The sequence below is a fragment of the Hymenobacter jeongseonensis genome (genome assembly GCF_015694725.1).
Classification (GTDB): domain Bacteria; phylum Bacteroidota; class Bacteroidia; order Cytophagales; family Hymenobacteraceae; genus Hymenobacter; species Hymenobacter jeongseonensis.
Genome location: NZ_JADQDQ010000013.1, coordinates 60,504 through 74,901 on the forward strand (window position 1 = coordinate 60,504; position 14,398 = coordinate 74,901).

The following is a 14,398-nucleotide window of genomic DNA, read 5'->3' on the forward strand; positions in this document are numbered from 1 at the left end:
TTTCTTAACGTCTTGAATTATGCTGCATAAGCTGCTGGCTACCGCTTCCGACCTCGAACATTGGGCTGACCTGCTTGAGGGAAAATCAACCTTCCCAGAGCTACTACGTCGGCTCATTAGCAGGACGACCCGTTCGCTCACCAGTATCAGCTTCTCATCCGCTGAGGGCGTTCAACTAGGCGGGTGGGACGGAATTACGACAGCTGAAGAAGCCACCAAATTTGTACCCGCTAACTCAACCGGTTGGGAGTTGGGTACTAATAAAGGTCAAAAAGGCAAAGCTGATGATGACTATGAAACCCGAACGGCTGAACCATTAGAGTTGAAACCAAGCGACGCCACGTTCATCTTTTGCACCCCGCGTCGCTGGGGGCAGCGCCGGAAATGGGCAGCTGCGCGCCGCGGCGAAGGAAGGTGGCGCGACGTTCGGGCTTACGATGCAGACGACCTTATTGCTTGGCTTACAGAGTCACCAGCCACGCACATTTGGCTTTCCCATCTACTTGGCAAGCATCCTGAGGGCGTGCAAGATTTAGAAAGCTGGTGGGATGGTTGGGCAGCCCAAACAACGCCGGTGATGCAAGGGCACTGGCTGCTCGCTGGACGCTCAATCGCGCAGAATGCTCTTGTTACTTGGCTGACTGCGGCTCCTGCGACTCCCCAAGTTCACTCACTATTCGCCAGCACCGCCGACGAGGCGCGCGCTTTTGTTGCCAGCTGTCTCCTAGCCCTGCCCTTGCCGGAACGCACAACCTTGTTAGCTCAGACTGTTGTGGTGAGCAGCGAGTCGGCTTGGCAGCAACTTATTTTATTTAACGAGCCGCTGCTTCTGCTAGTGAACTTCGAGTCAGAACGTATAAATCAGCTTCAAGCAGCGGCTACAAGGCAGGGTCATAGGGTGTTGCTGCCTCGTGCAGCCAATGAACTCCGAGATGGTTACACCGCTATTCCTCCCCTGCAACGGGAAGCACTGCAGCAGGCATTAGAGCAGGCGTCGTTTACTCGGTTAGATGCTGCTGAAAAGGCCAGCCTAGCCCGGCGCAGCTTCACCGCGTTTCACCGTACGTTACTAACTGATAAATCTCTACACCACCTCTGGTGGCAAGATTCTGGTGTTGCCAGGCAACTTTTGCCACTACTTCTACTCAACCGTTGGCAAACGACTTCGCCAGGCGACCAACTGGTAGTAGAAATGCTAAGTGGCCAGCCCTATCAGGCAATGGAAACGTTGTTGAGGACATGGGCACAGCAGCCTGCGGCCCCGGTACGCCTGCTTGATAGAGAATGGTTTATACTTGACCCTGCAGATGTATGGGAGCAAACGGCCGCCTATCTCACTTCTGACTTGCTCAAAAGCTTCAGCGAAGTAGTGCAGCATGTACTAGGTGCACCTTTAGCCCGCTTTGACTTAGCCCCAGACGAAAGACGTTTTGCCGGGTTGCGCGGCCCGCAGGATGATTATTCCAATACATTACGCCACGGCCTTACTACTTCATTAGCTCTGCTAAGCACGCATACTCCGCCAGCTGCACCAGCTCGGCGTGTACCTGGCTGGGTTGGAGGCCAAGTACATCAGCTTGTTGCTAATGCATTGCAGGATGCAAATGGCTACCTGCTGGCTTCTCTCGACAACCACTTGCCGCCGCTGGCGGAAGCGGCCCCAGACGTATTCCTGTCTACTATTTTGCAAGGCCTGCGCAACTCTGCTCCGGCGTTGGTGAAGTTGTTCGAGGAAGAGGCTGGTCTTTTTCACAGTACGGCTCACCACACAGGTTTACTTTGGGCTTTGGAGGGCTTGGCCTGGCCTCCCCAGTACTTCCCCGATGCTACCCTGGCACTGGCCATCCTGACGCGCCTTGACCCAGGGGGGCAATTGGCGAACCGGCCAATTAATTCTCTACGGACTATCTTCTTGACATGGCGGCCACAAACCAACGCTAGCGTTGAGGAGCGGCTTACAGTACTGGACCGCATTCAACAGATGGAACCAGAGGTAAGTTGGCGGCTATTAAAGCTACTGCTGCCCAGTGCACACGATACATCGTTCGGCACTCACGTCCCGACTTTTCAGTGGCGAGACTGGGGGGTTAACCCTGACCAGAGAACACCTATAAAAGAATACCACAATTACCTAATTGGCCTGACTGAACGGGTGCTTCACGCGGCGGGTACTATTCCTCAACGGTGGGGCCAGTTGATGGGTGAGCTCCCGGAATGGATGGCCCGACTGCCAAATGCTGGCTTGCGTAAGCAGGTTTTAGCCGCTCTCAGCCAGCTGGCATCGGTGCCCTTGTCTGAATCCGACCGCCTGACTCTGCTTCAAGAATTGCGCGACCTTCTCAACCGGCACCGCTCGTTTAAACAAGCCGACTGGACATGGAGTGAAGCGCAGTTGGCTCCTTTAGCGTTACTCTATGAGGAGCTCCAGCCATCGGATTTAATTAGCCGGCACGCTTGGCTTTTCGAGCAATGGCCTAAATTACCGGAAGGAATAGAACGCCGCAGCAGTGCAGATGCGGAGGAGGTTATTAGCAAGCGTCAAGAACAGGCGCTGAGCGAAATACTAGCTGCACTAGGCAATGAAGCGATTTCGCAGTTACTACCTGTTATAACAAATCCTTTTTGGCTAGGGCGCATTTGCGGGCAGAGTACGCACATTAGTGACGCTGAAAAATTGCAGCTTTTTAAGCGCTACGCAGCAGCTGTTGAGGAGCGCGAAGCCGACTTCGGGCGTGGCCTCGCATCCAGTTTTATACTTGCGCTGGGAGAAGAGAATGCCCGCATCGAGGTTCTCAGCGAAAATATTGCCTGGCAGCCCAACCAAGCCGGCATATGGCTGGCTAACATGCCAATGAAGGCGACTACCTGGCATCTGGCGAAGGAGTTAGGCCCGGAAGTTGTGGCCGAATACTGGAAGCGGGCATGGCACTACGTGAAAAATGATGCTGAAGCACCCGAAGCAGTACAAAACTTCCTAACACATGGCCGTCCAGAAGCTGCCGCCAATGTACTTACAATGCTACAGCATCACGACAATGAGCGGCTGCCTGCGTCCTTGGTATTAGCTACGTTGGAAGCTCTGCTCGCAGCTCAGCTTAAAACAGACCAACCGCTGGTTCAGCGCTACGAGTTAGAAACACTGCTGAGCGAACTACCCTACGCCCCGGTTGAATACCGTAGCCAAGCTATAAAGTTGGCCTTTCTCTTCAGTTCAGCGGTACCCCTTGAAAACCCCCAACTCTTAAACGAAGAGCTTGAGCGCAATCCTGCCTTTTATATTGAACTGCTCGAAGGTCTTTACAAACCTGACAATGCGTCTGAAACTGAAATTGAAGCCTTACCCGAGCAAGAACGCGAAATCAAACAGCTATTCGCTAGTCAGGCGTGGAGTATCCTGCACCACTGGGAATCCGTGCCAGGTGTACAGCCAAATGGCACCTTAGATGGACCCTACCTACACGACTGGGTAAACCAAGCCAGGGAATTAGCATCTGAGAAGCGGATTATAAAGGGATTCGACATTCAATTGGGGTTGCTTCTAAGCCACGCCCCTGTCGGCACCGACGGCGTCTGGCCTCCTCAGGCAGTCTGCCAGTTGCTGGAAGAGGAAGGCGCCAACGAAACTGTAGCGCGGCACATTCACATGGGCCGATATAACATCCACGGCCGGACTCACACGGTGGATGGCGGCCGACGAGAGGAGAATTTAGCCGCAGATTATGCCAATTGGGCTCAAAAGCTGCAAACACGCTACCCTACCACGGCCCGTATCCTGCGGGGCTTACATAATGATTTCAAAGCTCAGGCCGAGAACGAGCGTCATCGCGCCGACCGCGAAGACCAGTTTGGTTACTGAATTTGTGTCACTTAACTTAAACTGTTGTGGTATTTAACTAATTGGGCTATGCCAATGTAAAAGACATAAAATTCGAGTGATGTTTTGATACTAATTTCAGGCTGTCGGGCTGACTAGCGTTGCTATACACCACCGCGTAGCCATTGCCCGTGGTGAAGTCCGCCGCACTACCCGCCAGCACAAACGCCGCCCCGTAGTTATTCGGTCCAAACCCCGACGGGTTCGGCCGCGACTGCTGCATGTTAAACAGCCAGGTCAGCTGGTCCGCGTTCTGCCGCAGCACCGGGCTGTAGCGCGTCGACACGTCCCGAGACGCATACTCCTTGCCCAGCACCCCGCTGCTCAACTTCAGCTGGTTGCTCATAATGGCCGCGCCCGTGCCCGCCGTGGTTTCGGTTTCCACACAGCCCGCGCCCACCGTCGGACTGTCCGGCCGGTTGAAGTCATCTAATAGCGTAGGAACTGGTGCTTGCGCCCTTATTGTGGTCGGGAATAGTAGCAATAGGCTATGAAAAAGCCAGTGTCGAACAGTAACGGGTACAAGCATAATAGTACGGGTAATATGTGAAGAGAGAGTGAATGTACGCCGATGTATAAGGAGATTTTCGGGCGAATACTAACGCACGCTTTTAGGGTCTCCATTGAAGGTTTGTGTATGTAGTTTCTTACTCATTAACCTAACAAGCAGAAAGCCTATTAGCATTAGATACTAACATAATTGAATGACTTTATGCTAACTTTATTAGTAAGACTGTCGTTACTTGCGTCCTACAACACCCAAAGGACATGGATACCATTGACATTTTACAAGTTGCTCGCGAGCCCGTGTGGCTCATCGAGTGCGAAACCGCTATCCCTGCCGGATTTCCAAGCCCAGCCGAGGATGAACGCGGCGAGCGCATCGACCTCAATCGAATACTGCTGCCGCATCCGACTCACACCTACCTGGCCCGGGTAAAACGAGGGACGCCGATTTGAGAACCGTGTTTGGACGCAAGTAACCGGCTGCTCTTTGCGAGACATTCAAACGTCACACGTTTAGAAGGGTGAGTGCGCGTGATTGAAAGGGTAGTCGAAACAAGCGCATTTCTGGGTCCTGGTCAGCGTGTGCACGGCACGAAGCCTCTAGTACGAAGCCCCCAGTACATTAGATAGCTAACTCGGTAAGTAGACGGGCAACGAATCTGGACCTAGACGCTTTCAAGTGGTACATGAAGGGACCCAACGAGCATGTGGGAAACTCCGTCTCAATTTGAGGGAAACCGCCTTGTCAGAAAAAAATGGGGAAAATGGGCCGAAGCAGGTGTGCACGAGCGGCGTGTACCAAGTGAACTCCCCCCCGGTACATCGAGAGAACCAACCCACCCCCACCTCACAGATTGGAAGCGTCAAATTTCTCACATCCCGGATAGGGTCATGAAGGCTGGCCGCATCTATCTTGTCCGCTCATCTACAAGCACCTCATCGTGGCAGAACAAAATGAACAGCGCAAAGAGGACAAAAAATTCGCAGCTCTGCTCATCGGAGGATTCGTAGCTGGTTCCATTCTCATGATGTTTCTAGGTGAATACACCTTCTCCGGAAAATTGGTTGGTGTGGCGAGCACTGGGCTTCTCATCTGGGGCGTTGTGGTACTCATCGGCGATTCAAAGTAGCAGGCAGCATGGCCTGGCCTAATTTCCCAAACCGATTCACCGCGGTATTGCTCGCCCTAATGGGCAGCATGTTCATCTGCAGCTGCTCCACCGAGAGAGAGCCAGTCGCCGAAGAAGCAGAACTTGTTGCCCGCTGTCGCACCGTTTTGAGACACCACCTGAAACCGGGAGTCAACCAGGACATGGCCTTCTACGCCGACCTCTCCCGCCCATCGGACCAAAACCGCTTCTTCGTCGTGGACATTCAGCACAATCGGGTGCTGGCCCAAGGGCTGTGCTGCAACGGGCGCACGGATGTACTAGGCAATGTCCGCTACTCGAACACGTACGGCTCCAAATGCAGCTCCCGGGGGGTGGCCAGGGTGGCGTACCGCTACCGGGGGCAGTTCGGCAAGGCCTACAAGTTCCAAGGCCTGGACCCGACCAACAGCAATATGTTCGCCCGAGCTGTGCTCTTGCATGCGCACGGCTGCATCCCACCCCAACCCCAACCGGAACCCATCTGCGTCAGTGAAGGCTGCCCCACCGTGAATCCCGCGTTTCTCGAGACCCTGGCCGGGTACACCGACCACAGCCCCAAGCCCATTCTGCTCGGCATCGAGTAGCGACAATTTCTGCTACTGCTCCTTATGGGCAGAGTCATCCGTTTGCCAAGCTCGCTACTGGCCTTCCGCATTTTCTGGCAACTTCCAGTCAGGGTGGTAGAAGCGGGGAGAAAACAAGTGCTTGCCCTCGTGTTGCGGCAGCTCATTCAGAATTGGAGGGTCCAACCCGTGGTGGGCCAGGGACATGGGGGATGTTTTACGACGTCGGGCATCCCTTTTGGCCTTCTTATATGCCTTGACTGCGGACTTGAAGATTTTCTCGGCGAATGAATCGACGCCTTTCACTACTCCCGGTTTCCCCACATTCTCTAGCGTAGTGCTGGCGAACTCTTTCTCGGCCGTGAGAAGCTCCTCTTTGATTCCCGGGGTCACGCCGACGTACTTCTTCAACCCGGCTGCCATCAGTTTCTTCACGTGGGTCGCGTAGGCAGGGGTCGTCAGGATGGAATCATGGACGGTAAGCAAAGGTGCCTTAGGCAAGCGCCCGGCAATGTCCTTGGCCACCCCGTGTAGAAGAATCCGCGCCTCCAGGCGCTGCAATAGCAGCGGAAGCAGCTTGGGAGCCAATTTGTGAACAGCCCGAATGGCTGCTGCTTCGACGGGATAGTGGTGTTGGAACTGGGCGAAAATTCGAGAGTTGAACTTCTTGGCTTTTGGCTCGAAAAACATCCAGATGCCCTCCTCTTTCATCTTCTCGACCTGCGGTGGTGTAGGCTCACCCCCGGTCACTTTGCGGGCAAAGTCCTTGTAGAATCCCTCCGACCACGCAATTTTCGGAAATACCTGCTTTTTTGCGAACTGTGTGTCAGACAGTTCCGAAAGAACTAGCGGAATCTTGGAGTAGTATGATGGATGGTTGGCGTCTGGTGTAATCAGTATGTGGTGATTCGAGAAGTTTCTGCCCGACACCACCGACGCCCAGCTCAACGAGTTGGCTTCGGCTCTTTTGTAGAATTCCTTCGACAACAGAACGAGTAGTAAGTACGGTTGAGAAGACCGTACGTCAAGCGACACCAATGGCTGGCCGTCGTACAGCAAAAACGACCGTAGTTCGCGCTTCATGCGAACCAGAAGCGAGTGGAGGCGTTCGTCTCGCCCGGTGTTGGATGGCCGGAATTCGCCAGCGACCAGCCTCCTGATTGAATCCAGCTGGTGGTTCACCCGAAGCACGGCCCTGCCCAGCAATTCAGCTTGGTCTTCCGGCGGGTAGCCAGACCGTGCGACGAGAGCTTGGACGCGGGGAAATGCTGCTTCAATGAAATAGTGCAAATCTTCGACCCGTGCGGTGAGCCGGGTCCCCTTCAACCAAACTGTCAGGTGCTTGAGAGAGTTTTCTCCTATCTCGGCCTTGTTAGCCCCGGCAACCTGATGCTTCAGGTAGCGCCGCTGGATAGTGCCGTCGAGCTCTTTAAACTCGGGGGCCGACCGGTCCATGGCCGGTGAAAGGCGGTACCGTCGGCTTCGACCCGGCCCGTAGGTCTGGCTTTCGGCCTCCACTACTCCTTCCCGGCATAACACCTCGAGGACGCGCTTGTACCGGTTGTCGCAATTCGCCTTCAGTAGGTCAGCGTTCAAGGGCAGATAGCCCGTCTTCTCAAGTTCCCTAAGGGCCCGGCCGTCGTATCGGTACCTGACTAGTGCGTTCAGGATATAGTAGGCCGTGTTCTTCAGATTTTCCTTTTCAACCGTAGTCGTCGGCACATCGTCGAATTCGCAGCGAAATACATCAGAAAACGAAAAGGCGGCTGGAACGCGCATAGGAGTTCGCTGCGAGGCCAGGCTTTTTCGGGCAGGACGGGGCGACATGTAGTGGGCTTTAGGCCCGAAAGTAAGCAGCGCTCCTTACCCGCACTTTGGGATGGCCCCAGTCCCTTGGCGTCTAAGGGTTCAGCGCCCTCTCAATCTACTAAAAACCCCGTTTTCAACCTGGAACCGGGGGTTATAATTTGCGGGCTGGCTAGAGGTTATCGTGCTGTGCTGTGTCCTACGTCTATTCCCTCCGCGGCTGCCGAATAATACTTCGGTAGTCAAGCTTCGATGATACTGACGCGTGGGTTTTAACAACACGGTTGCAAATCGATTTAGCCCCCCAGCTATTCTCATCCGCCGAATGAGTAGTTTATTTTCTGTATAGATTTGAGCTTACTACAGCTTCAGTCTTCTTTACTCGAAAAGTCTCGGCCATTAGCATCCATTTGGATGTTCCAGAAACTACTAAACAGCTTTGAAATGAATCCCGAAGGGTCTCCTATGCCAACTGTGTCACCTACTGAACAGGATATGTGGGTGAGAACACCTAAGTCCCGTCCTGCAAAGCTCTCTGATGAACAGATAAATTCTAAGTATGACTTGAAAGCTGAACGAATTGTCACAGAAACAAACCGCGAAAAGCTTCAAAACTTCTATGAATCTCTGTTGCGACCGGGTTACATGGACCCGCGGCCACTGTATCAAAGGCGCCAAAGGTGGGATGCAGAAAGGCAGTCCAAGCTTATTGAATCGTTGCTTATAAATATCCCTATACCACCCTTGTTTGTGTATGAGACAAGGCCGAACGTGTATGAGGTTATGGATGGACAACAACGGATATCAGCAATTCGGGCATTTTATTCCAATGACCTTGTATTAGAAAAGCTAGACCGTTGGCCTGAGTTGAATGGACGTACTTACAACAAATTGCCTGAACGTATAAAGGCTGGAATTGATAGACGGTCCATTTCGTGGATAACAGTCTTACATGAGTCCGCAGAGAGCGATGAGGATGCCCTAATATTAAAACAACTTGTTTTCGAGCGACTCAATACGGGTGGGGTGAAGCTCAGCAATCAAGAAATAAGGAATTCGCTATATCAAGGCCCTTTTAATAAAATGTTACAACGGCTTAGCCGGAACCAGGCATTTAGAGAAGCGTGGGATATACCCCCATTTACTGAAAAGGAACTCAAAGAGACACCAGATGAACTACTGGATAACAAGTTCTACCTACAACTGGATGATATAGAACTCATCTTACGATTTTTCGCATTAAGACATGCTGAAAATTATCAGCGAGGAATGCAGGGGTTTTTAGATTTATACATGCTAAGAGCTAGGGCATTTAATGAAGAGGATATACTGTTTTTAGAAGGCATGTTCAATCGCGTGATGGATATAGCTTCGGGTATTTATGGAAATAAGTTATTCATTCCATTCATCCCTAAAAAAGATGGCTGGGGTTTGTCTCCCCAAAAAGCATACACAGATGCGATAATGGTGGGTCTCTCAAACTTTCTTGATAAGAAGGATGAGCTTTGGGATAAAAAAGACCTGATACTGGATGCAACCAAGCAACTTTTTAAAGAGGACTCAGCTGGCGTTTTAACGGGCCGTGGCAACACAAAAAAGGATGTTCTAGCGCGTATCGAGCTTGTGCGTGGCATGTATCAAAGCATTCTAGCCGTATAGATATGCTCTCTGTAGGACTTGAGAATCTCCGAAAAAATATAACTCAGTTACAGTTAATAGCCCAGGTTAACGAAAATATTCGCAAGCATTTTGCAGAAGACGGTGATTTAACTCAATCTGCAATAAAAATAGGTGCTTCAAACTATCTTGCTGCTCAAAATATATTGCCCTCACAACTGCGGTGGCGCATTAATGATTACAGCGCGTTTGTAACACAGCTTTATGCTCTGTACGAAACATTTGTTTTTGATTTAATTCGGCAGTGGTTGGGAAGCCTACAAAGAATATTTCCTGATTGGAATGATTTGCCGCCGAAAGTCGGTGCGAATTATCGCTATGGTATTGGGGGCCTTTTACAACGATTCGGGGGGGCAAGGACAGAGCACCTAACCGAACTATCGCTTATTGAAGGACTATACGCAGGGTTATCAGGTAATGGAAAGTACTCATTTATATCCGAAGCCTTTTCTGATGGATTACCTAACTTGCGCCATAACGAGCTAATTAGTTTGTTTGCAAAAGTTGGGCTTGCTGAAGTGGCACCGTGGCTTAATGATAGTAGTTCCCAACTAGGATTAATGTGTTCAGCCGAATCGTACAGCGTTGAAGGACAAATAAAAAATTTTATTAGCTATAGAAATGACTGTGCTCATGGGCCTATTGGGGTAGATGACCTTTTAGGAATGAGTGAACTGCTTGCTTTAGGTGACTTTATCTTTCTCCTTTGCGAGACGCTTGTTCAATTTGTGCAATGGAATATTTGCGAACAGGATAAGAGTCAGACGTTCTGTGTTCATCTAGGCAATGTTACAGAGTATTTTAAGCAAGCAAATGCTCTGATACTTACGACTAATTCAAATGAAATAAAAGTTGGCGAATGGGTTGCCGTGAAAAGCAGTTTGCGGTGCAACTATGCACATGTGACCTCCTTGCGGGTCAATAATGTTACTGTACAAACTGTAAACCCTAAATCAGGAGATGAAGTGGGCGTTATGTTAAGCAATGGCGCTAAGATTGGAGCTGAAATTTTCAAATTTAATATTTAGAACATGTTAAGAAATAGAGTTCAAAACCCAAAAAAAGCTTTATGAGAAAAATATTTATCCTTTTGCTGGCAATTTTAACTTTAGCGGGATGCAATAATAAACATCCTGAAACAATTTATGGTATCAAGTTAGGTTACCCTGCAGAAAGTGAAATAAATAAGGCTATTAAAGAAGGGGATTTGGTTCCATCTGAAGCTGGTAACATAATGACTCTTTCCAATAGCGCAAAGGGGTCAGTGTTTTATAATACCTACACTGATACCGAAGGGGAGAAAATGCTGGAAAGTGTAAATATTAAATTTTATACCAAAGGCCTTTTCTCGCTTCGTGCCGGTGAAGGCGTCCATTATCTTAATTTCAAGGTCAATGAAGAAGACAAAAACTTTATTGTTGATAGTTATTTTAAGAAATATGGGGCAATTGCAAAAGAAGAATTGAAAAGCGACGCCTCCTACTCCGACGAAACTGAGGGCAGATATTATACTGTTAATATAAATGAGGGTGAGTCCGTCTATAGCTATTATTGGATTGAAAAAAATAGGGTCATAAACCTAACAATCTTTAATGATATGTGTGATGCGAATTATTACTTTAGGAGTGAATATTCAAAAGAATTGCATTCGACAATTGACAAAACGCTTAATGATAAAAGGCAGGATTTCTAAAAGAGTGCTGAAACTATCAATCTACAATTGTACAACCTAAAAGAATTAACCAAGAGCATGATGACGGCCACTTGGACCTTGCTGCACTTGCGCCGCTTGGCCTCGTCGTAGCCCGCCCGGTGCCCGCTCATGGACGTGCTTTGCAAGGTGCGCGAATCGAAAACCACGGCGCTTGGGTCCGCCGCCCGGGCCTCGTTCAGGCGCAGCACCTCGCGCAAATCCTCGGTCAAGCCCACGAACACGCGGGCGCCGCGCCAGCGCGCCCACTGCTGGTAGCACGTGGCCCAAGGCGGCAAATTGTGCGCACCACATAGCGCAAAGCGTTTAACAGTTCACGCAAAGCGTATTGCCGTTGGCCCGCATCCTCACGCACCAGAAAAATACGGCACCGCCTTAGCTTCGGTGCAAGCTCACCAAGTAGCACCATTTGTACACGCGGTAGCGCCAGAAGAAGAACAGCATCAAGGCAGGGTGCAGCAGCACGAAGAGCAACACATTGAGTTGCTGGTAGGAGATATGAGGCAAGTGGGCAGTGACGACCATCAGGCGCACACAGACCCAGAAGGTGAAATCCATGACAGGGAGGTCGGAAAAAGCGCGGATGCGAGCGTGGGCACTCATTCCAAACGGGCCTTTCATTGGTTTCGGGGAGCGATGCCGAACACGTCGCTTCTCGTAATACATAGATGGCTACCACGACGTTTTGCTGCTCGACTTGGCCAGCTTGATGGCTAGGTTCGCTTGTTGTCATCTTCTACGTCGAGGGCACCTTGAGCCTTGGCATCAACGGGCCGGGGGTGCCGCAAGTGGCCGGATTAAGGCCCTGGGTTGCGCTTCCATCTACCTGTACCAACGCGAAAAAAATTGGAAATTTTTCCACGGCTTGTATGCACGAGCCCAGATACCAAGACAGGAACATCCCCCGGGCCTCGAAGCGAAACGGCGACACCCCCGCCTCGACGAGAGAACATACCAACTACCCAGGTGGGTCAGTCCAAATCTCACCAGTTTAAATTCATCAGATGCACTCATGAACATCCAACAATCATCACGAACAAGGTGCCGAATCCGGCTCCTGCTCCAAGGCCCGAGCGGCTCCGGCAAATCTCTCGGCTCGCTGCTTATCGCCAGCGGCCTAACGGCGGGTCACTGGCCCAACATCGTCGTCATTGACACCGAGTACGGCTCGAGCCATCTCTACGCCGAGCAAGGCCCGTATCGTGTGCTCACGCTCGAGGCTCCGCACACCCCGGAGCGCTACATCCAAGCCATTGAGGCCTGCGAAGCGGCCGGAGCGGAAGTCATCATCCTCGACTCGCTGACCCACGAGTGGGAAAACCTGCTTGACTACCACGCCAACCTGCCCGGCAACTCCTTCACGGCCTGGAGCAAGGTGACGCCACGACACAACGCCCTCATCAGCCGGATGCTTACCTCCTCGGCCCACGTCATCGCGACGGTCAGAGCGAAGACCGAGTACGTGCTAGCCGACAAGAATGGCAAGCAGGTGCCTGAGAAGGTCGGTATGAAAGCCATCCAGCGCGATGGCCTTGATTACGAGTTTGACCTGGTGCTTGAGCTCGACCGCGCCTATAACGCTACCGCCACGAAGGATCGGACCCGACTCTTCGCTGGCCAACTCCCTTTCCGACCAGGGTCAGCGACGGGCGAAGCCTTGTTGGGCTGGTGCCAGGCTGGCACCGAGCCCCCTCTCCCTCCCACCCCTACAGCCAGCCAGCAGCTCGTTTCCGAATGCGAGAGCCTGGCCGCCTTGGCTGAACTCTACTACACCCTCACGCCCGAACTACAGGCTGCGCTGAAACCGGATTTTCAGCAGCGCAAGCACCAGCTACTTACGCTTCCAATTACCCAATTTTCCTCATCCCAAACCCAATCACAATACCATGGAAACCTCCCTCATGCGGCTTAGCGCCCCCACTCATCCGATGCACATTGCCCGCGAGGCCGATTCGAGAGAGTCGGCCTCGTTCGATTTTCAGGCTCCGGCTGAATCAACTTCGCGGGCCTTCATCGAGGCCAACACCGTCTCCAGCAGCTTCGCCGAGATTCGGCGCGACCACATCATTCCCGTGTTCGTGAAGGACAACGAGCCACTCATAAGCCAGTCCGACTTCATCCAGGTCACCGCCGAAGCCGTGCGCGAGGTATTCCGTGGCGAGCAGATTCTAGCACCTCAGGTGCGGGTGTCGCACCCCATCAAGGGCCGCATCCCCGAGGCTAAGGACAAGCCCGCCGCCCAGCTTCACGATTGGGAGCGCACTATCTACTACGAGCGAATGATGTTCTGCATCGAAGTCCCGACTCTGTTCGAAACCGTCGGCGGCAACCCGCTCACGCTGGTGGTCGGGGGGGTGAAGGCGTACAACCTCGACAGCCTTTACAACCGCAAGGGCGCTGTTGAGCACTTCAAGCTGTTCATCGGCTTTGAGAATCTCGTTTGTACCAACCTCTGCGTCCGAAGCGACGGATACGCCGGCGATGTGCGGGCAAGCAGTCTGGAGCAGCTCCAAAAAGCCATTCTAAGCCTCTTGCGCAGCTACGACCCGCGCCGCCACCTGCGCCAGATGCAGGCCCTCACCGAGTACTCGCTCACCGAGCACCAGTTTGCCCAGCTCGTCGGCCGCTGCCGCCTCTACCAGCACCTTCCGGTTGCGGTCAAGGCGAACATTCCAGCCCTGCTCTATGGCGACCAGCAACTCGCCGCGGTGTGCAAGGACTACTACCGCGACAAGAGCTTCTGCCGCGACGAAAACGGTGACATATCGCTCTGGAAGGCATATAACTTGTTCACAGGCGTGAACAAGAGTACATACATCGACCAATTCCTCGACCGCAGCGTCAATGCTTTGGACTTCGCTGCGCAGGTGCAGGACGCGCTGGAAGGGCAAAGCGCCAGCTGGTACCTTCGCTAGACACCTTGCTTCCAGGACCCCATCCAGGCATTAATATGCTTGGATGGGTTTATTTTCAAGCGGTTATATTATAATGGCGTATCAGTAATTCAATTGATTGGCTTGGGGCTGCGTCTCTTGGTGATAGAGCGTAGCCTGAGTTGGAGTGCCCGCTACAAAAGCTTAACCTACGACGATGACCGACCGTCTGTCAA

The 14,398-nt window shown here is 52.1% G+C and carries 13 protein-coding genes; 9 read left to right on the forward strand and 4 right to left on the reverse strand.

Going from position 1 to position 14,398, the window contains the following annotated elements:
* Positions 1-19 precede the first annotated feature (19 nt).
* The gene (locus I2I05_RS19150; protein WP_196283870.1) at positions 20-3,856 is read left to right on the forward strand and encodes a hypothetical protein; all 3,837 of its coding nucleotides are present in this window, start codon (positions 20-22) and stop codon (positions 3,854-3,856) included.
* A gap of 46 nt (positions 3,857-3,902) precedes the next feature.
* Here I2I05_RS19150 and I2I05_RS19155 read toward each other — a convergent pair whose 3' ends face one another.
* Positions 3,903-4,403 (reverse strand): hypothetical protein, encoded by a 501-nt coding sequence (locus I2I05_RS19155; protein ID WP_196283871.1) that lies wholly within the window; start codon positions 4,401-4,403, stop codon positions 3,903-3,905.
* 239 nt (positions 4,404-4,642) lie between these two features.
* Here I2I05_RS19155 and I2I05_RS19160 point away from each other — a divergent pair, with 239 nt between their 5' ends.
* The 3 genes from I2I05_RS19160 to I2I05_RS19170 all read left to right on the forward strand — a co-directional run bounded on the left by I2I05_RS19160 (position 4,643) and on the right by I2I05_RS19170 (position 6,116).
* Complete coding sequence (locus I2I05_RS19160) at positions 4,643-4,834, forward strand: S24/S26 family peptidase (RefSeq protein WP_196283872.1); 192 nt, start codon at positions 4,643-4,645, stop codon at positions 4,832-4,834.
* A gap of 488 nt (positions 4,835-5,322) precedes the next feature.
* Complete coding sequence (locus tag I2I05_RS19165) at positions 5,323-5,511, forward strand: hypothetical protein (RefSeq protein ID WP_196283873.1); 189 nt, start codon at positions 5,323-5,325, stop codon at positions 5,509-5,511.
* 146 nt (positions 5,512-5,657) lie between these two features.
* Positions 5,658-6,116: a murein L,D-transpeptidase catalytic domain-containing protein gene (locus I2I05_RS19170; protein WP_196283874.1), complete on the forward strand. Its 459-nt coding sequence runs from the start codon at positions 5,658-5,660 to the stop codon at positions 6,114-6,116.
* Between the two features lie 54 nt (positions 6,117-6,170).
* Here the strand turns inward: I2I05_RS19170 and I2I05_RS19175 are convergent, their stop codons facing one another.
* A complete protein-coding gene (locus I2I05_RS19175) occupies positions 6,171-7,874 on the reverse strand; it encodes a helix-turn-helix domain-containing protein (protein ID WP_196283875.1) in 1,704 nt (567 codons plus the stop codon).
* Positions 7,875-8,315: 441 nt separating this feature from the next.
* Between I2I05_RS19175 and I2I05_RS19180 the strand changes: the two genes are divergently transcribed.
* From I2I05_RS19180 to I2I05_RS19190, 3 genes are read left to right on the forward strand one after another with little or no spacing between them, the layout of a single operon-like run.
* The gene (locus tag I2I05_RS19180) at positions 8,316-9,560 is read left to right on the forward strand and encodes a DUF262 domain-containing protein (protein ID WP_230688429.1); all 1,245 of its coding nucleotides are present in this window, start codon (positions 8,316-8,318) and stop codon (positions 9,558-9,560) included.
* Between the two features lie 2 nt (positions 9,561-9,562).
* Positions 9,563-10,606 carry an MAE_28990/MAE_18760 family HEPN-like nuclease gene (locus tag I2I05_RS19185; RefSeq protein WP_196283876.1) on the forward strand — a complete coding sequence of 348 codons (1,044 nt, stop codon included), beginning with the start codon at positions 9,563-9,565 and terminating at the stop codon, positions 10,604-10,606.
* A 41-nt stretch (positions 10,607-10,647) separates the two neighbouring features.
* Positions 10,648-11,271, forward strand: a complete 624-nt coding sequence (locus tag I2I05_RS19190) for a lipoprotein (protein ID WP_196283877.1) — start codon at positions 10,648-10,650, stop codon at positions 11,269-11,271.
* On the opposite strand, the gene I2I05_RS19195 is transcribed toward I2I05_RS19190, so the two are convergent.
* Together I2I05_RS19195 and I2I05_RS19200 are read right to left on the reverse strand one after the other, a co-directional pair.
* Positions 11,268-11,567 (reverse strand): hypothetical protein, encoded by a 300-nt coding sequence (locus I2I05_RS19195; RefSeq protein ID WP_196283878.1) that lies wholly within the window; start codon positions 11,565-11,567, stop codon positions 11,268-11,270. The genes I2I05_RS19190 and I2I05_RS19195 overlap by 4 nt on opposite strands.
* Before the next feature lie 97 nt (positions 11,568-11,664).
* On the reverse strand, positions 11,665-11,847 hold the full coding sequence (locus tag I2I05_RS19200; RefSeq protein ID WP_196283879.1) for a hypothetical protein: 183 nt from the start codon (positions 11,845-11,847) through the stop codon (positions 11,665-11,667).
* 454 nt (positions 11,848-12,301) lie between these two features.
* Between I2I05_RS19200 and I2I05_RS19205 the strand changes: the two genes are divergently transcribed.
* Positions 12,302-13,201, forward strand: a complete 900-nt coding sequence (locus I2I05_RS19205) for an AAA family ATPase (RefSeq protein WP_196283880.1) — start codon at positions 12,302-12,304, stop codon at positions 13,199-13,201.
* Complete coding sequence (locus tag I2I05_RS19210) at positions 13,176-14,204, forward strand: DUF3871 family protein (protein WP_230688430.1); 1,029 nt, start codon at positions 13,176-13,178, stop codon at positions 14,202-14,204. The genes I2I05_RS19205 and I2I05_RS19210 overlap by 26 nt, the downstream gene beginning before the upstream one ends.
* Positions 14,205-14,398 lie beyond the last annotated feature (194 nt).

What these genes read in the sequence shown, in the direction of transcription:
- I2I05_RS19150 (WP_196283870.1), top strand. Translation starts at nt 20, where the DNA reads ATGCTGCATAAGCTGCTGGCTACCGCTTCCGACCTCGAACATTGGGCT.
- I2I05_RS19155 (WP_196283871.1), bottom strand. Translation starts at nt 4,403, where the DNA reads ATGCTTGTACCCGTTACTGTTCGACACTGGCTTTTTCATAGCCTATTG.
- I2I05_RS19160 (WP_196283872.1), top strand. Translation starts at nt 4,643, where the DNA reads ATGGATACCATTGACATTTTACAAGTTGCTCGCGAGCCCGTGTGGCTC.
- I2I05_RS19175 (WP_196283875.1), bottom strand. Translation starts at nt 7,874, where the DNA reads ATGCGCGTTCCAGCCGCCTTTTCGTTTTCTGATGTATTTCGCTGCGAA.
- I2I05_RS19180 (WP_230688429.1), top strand. Translation starts at nt 8,316, where the DNA reads ATGTTCCAGAAACTACTAAACAGCTTTGAAATGAATCCCGAAGGGTCT.
- I2I05_RS19185 (WP_196283876.1), top strand. Translation starts at nt 9,563, where the DNA reads ATGCTCTCTGTAGGACTTGAGAATCTCCGAAAAAATATAACTCAGTTA.
- I2I05_RS19190 (WP_196283877.1), top strand. Translation starts at nt 10,648, where the DNA reads ATGAGAAAAATATTTATCCTTTTGCTGGCAATTTTAACTTTAGCGGGA.
- I2I05_RS19200 (WP_196283879.1), bottom strand. Translation starts at nt 11,847, where the DNA reads ATGGATTTCACCTTCTGGGTCTGTGTGCGCCTGATGGTCGTCACTGCC.
- I2I05_RS19205 (WP_196283880.1), top strand. Translation starts at nt 12,302, where the DNA reads ATGAACATCCAACAATCATCACGAACAAGGTGCCGAATCCGGCTCCTG.
- I2I05_RS19210 (WP_230688430.1), top strand. Translation starts at nt 13,176, where the DNA reads ATGGAAACCTCCCTCATGCGGCTTAGCGCCCCCACTCATCCGATGCAC.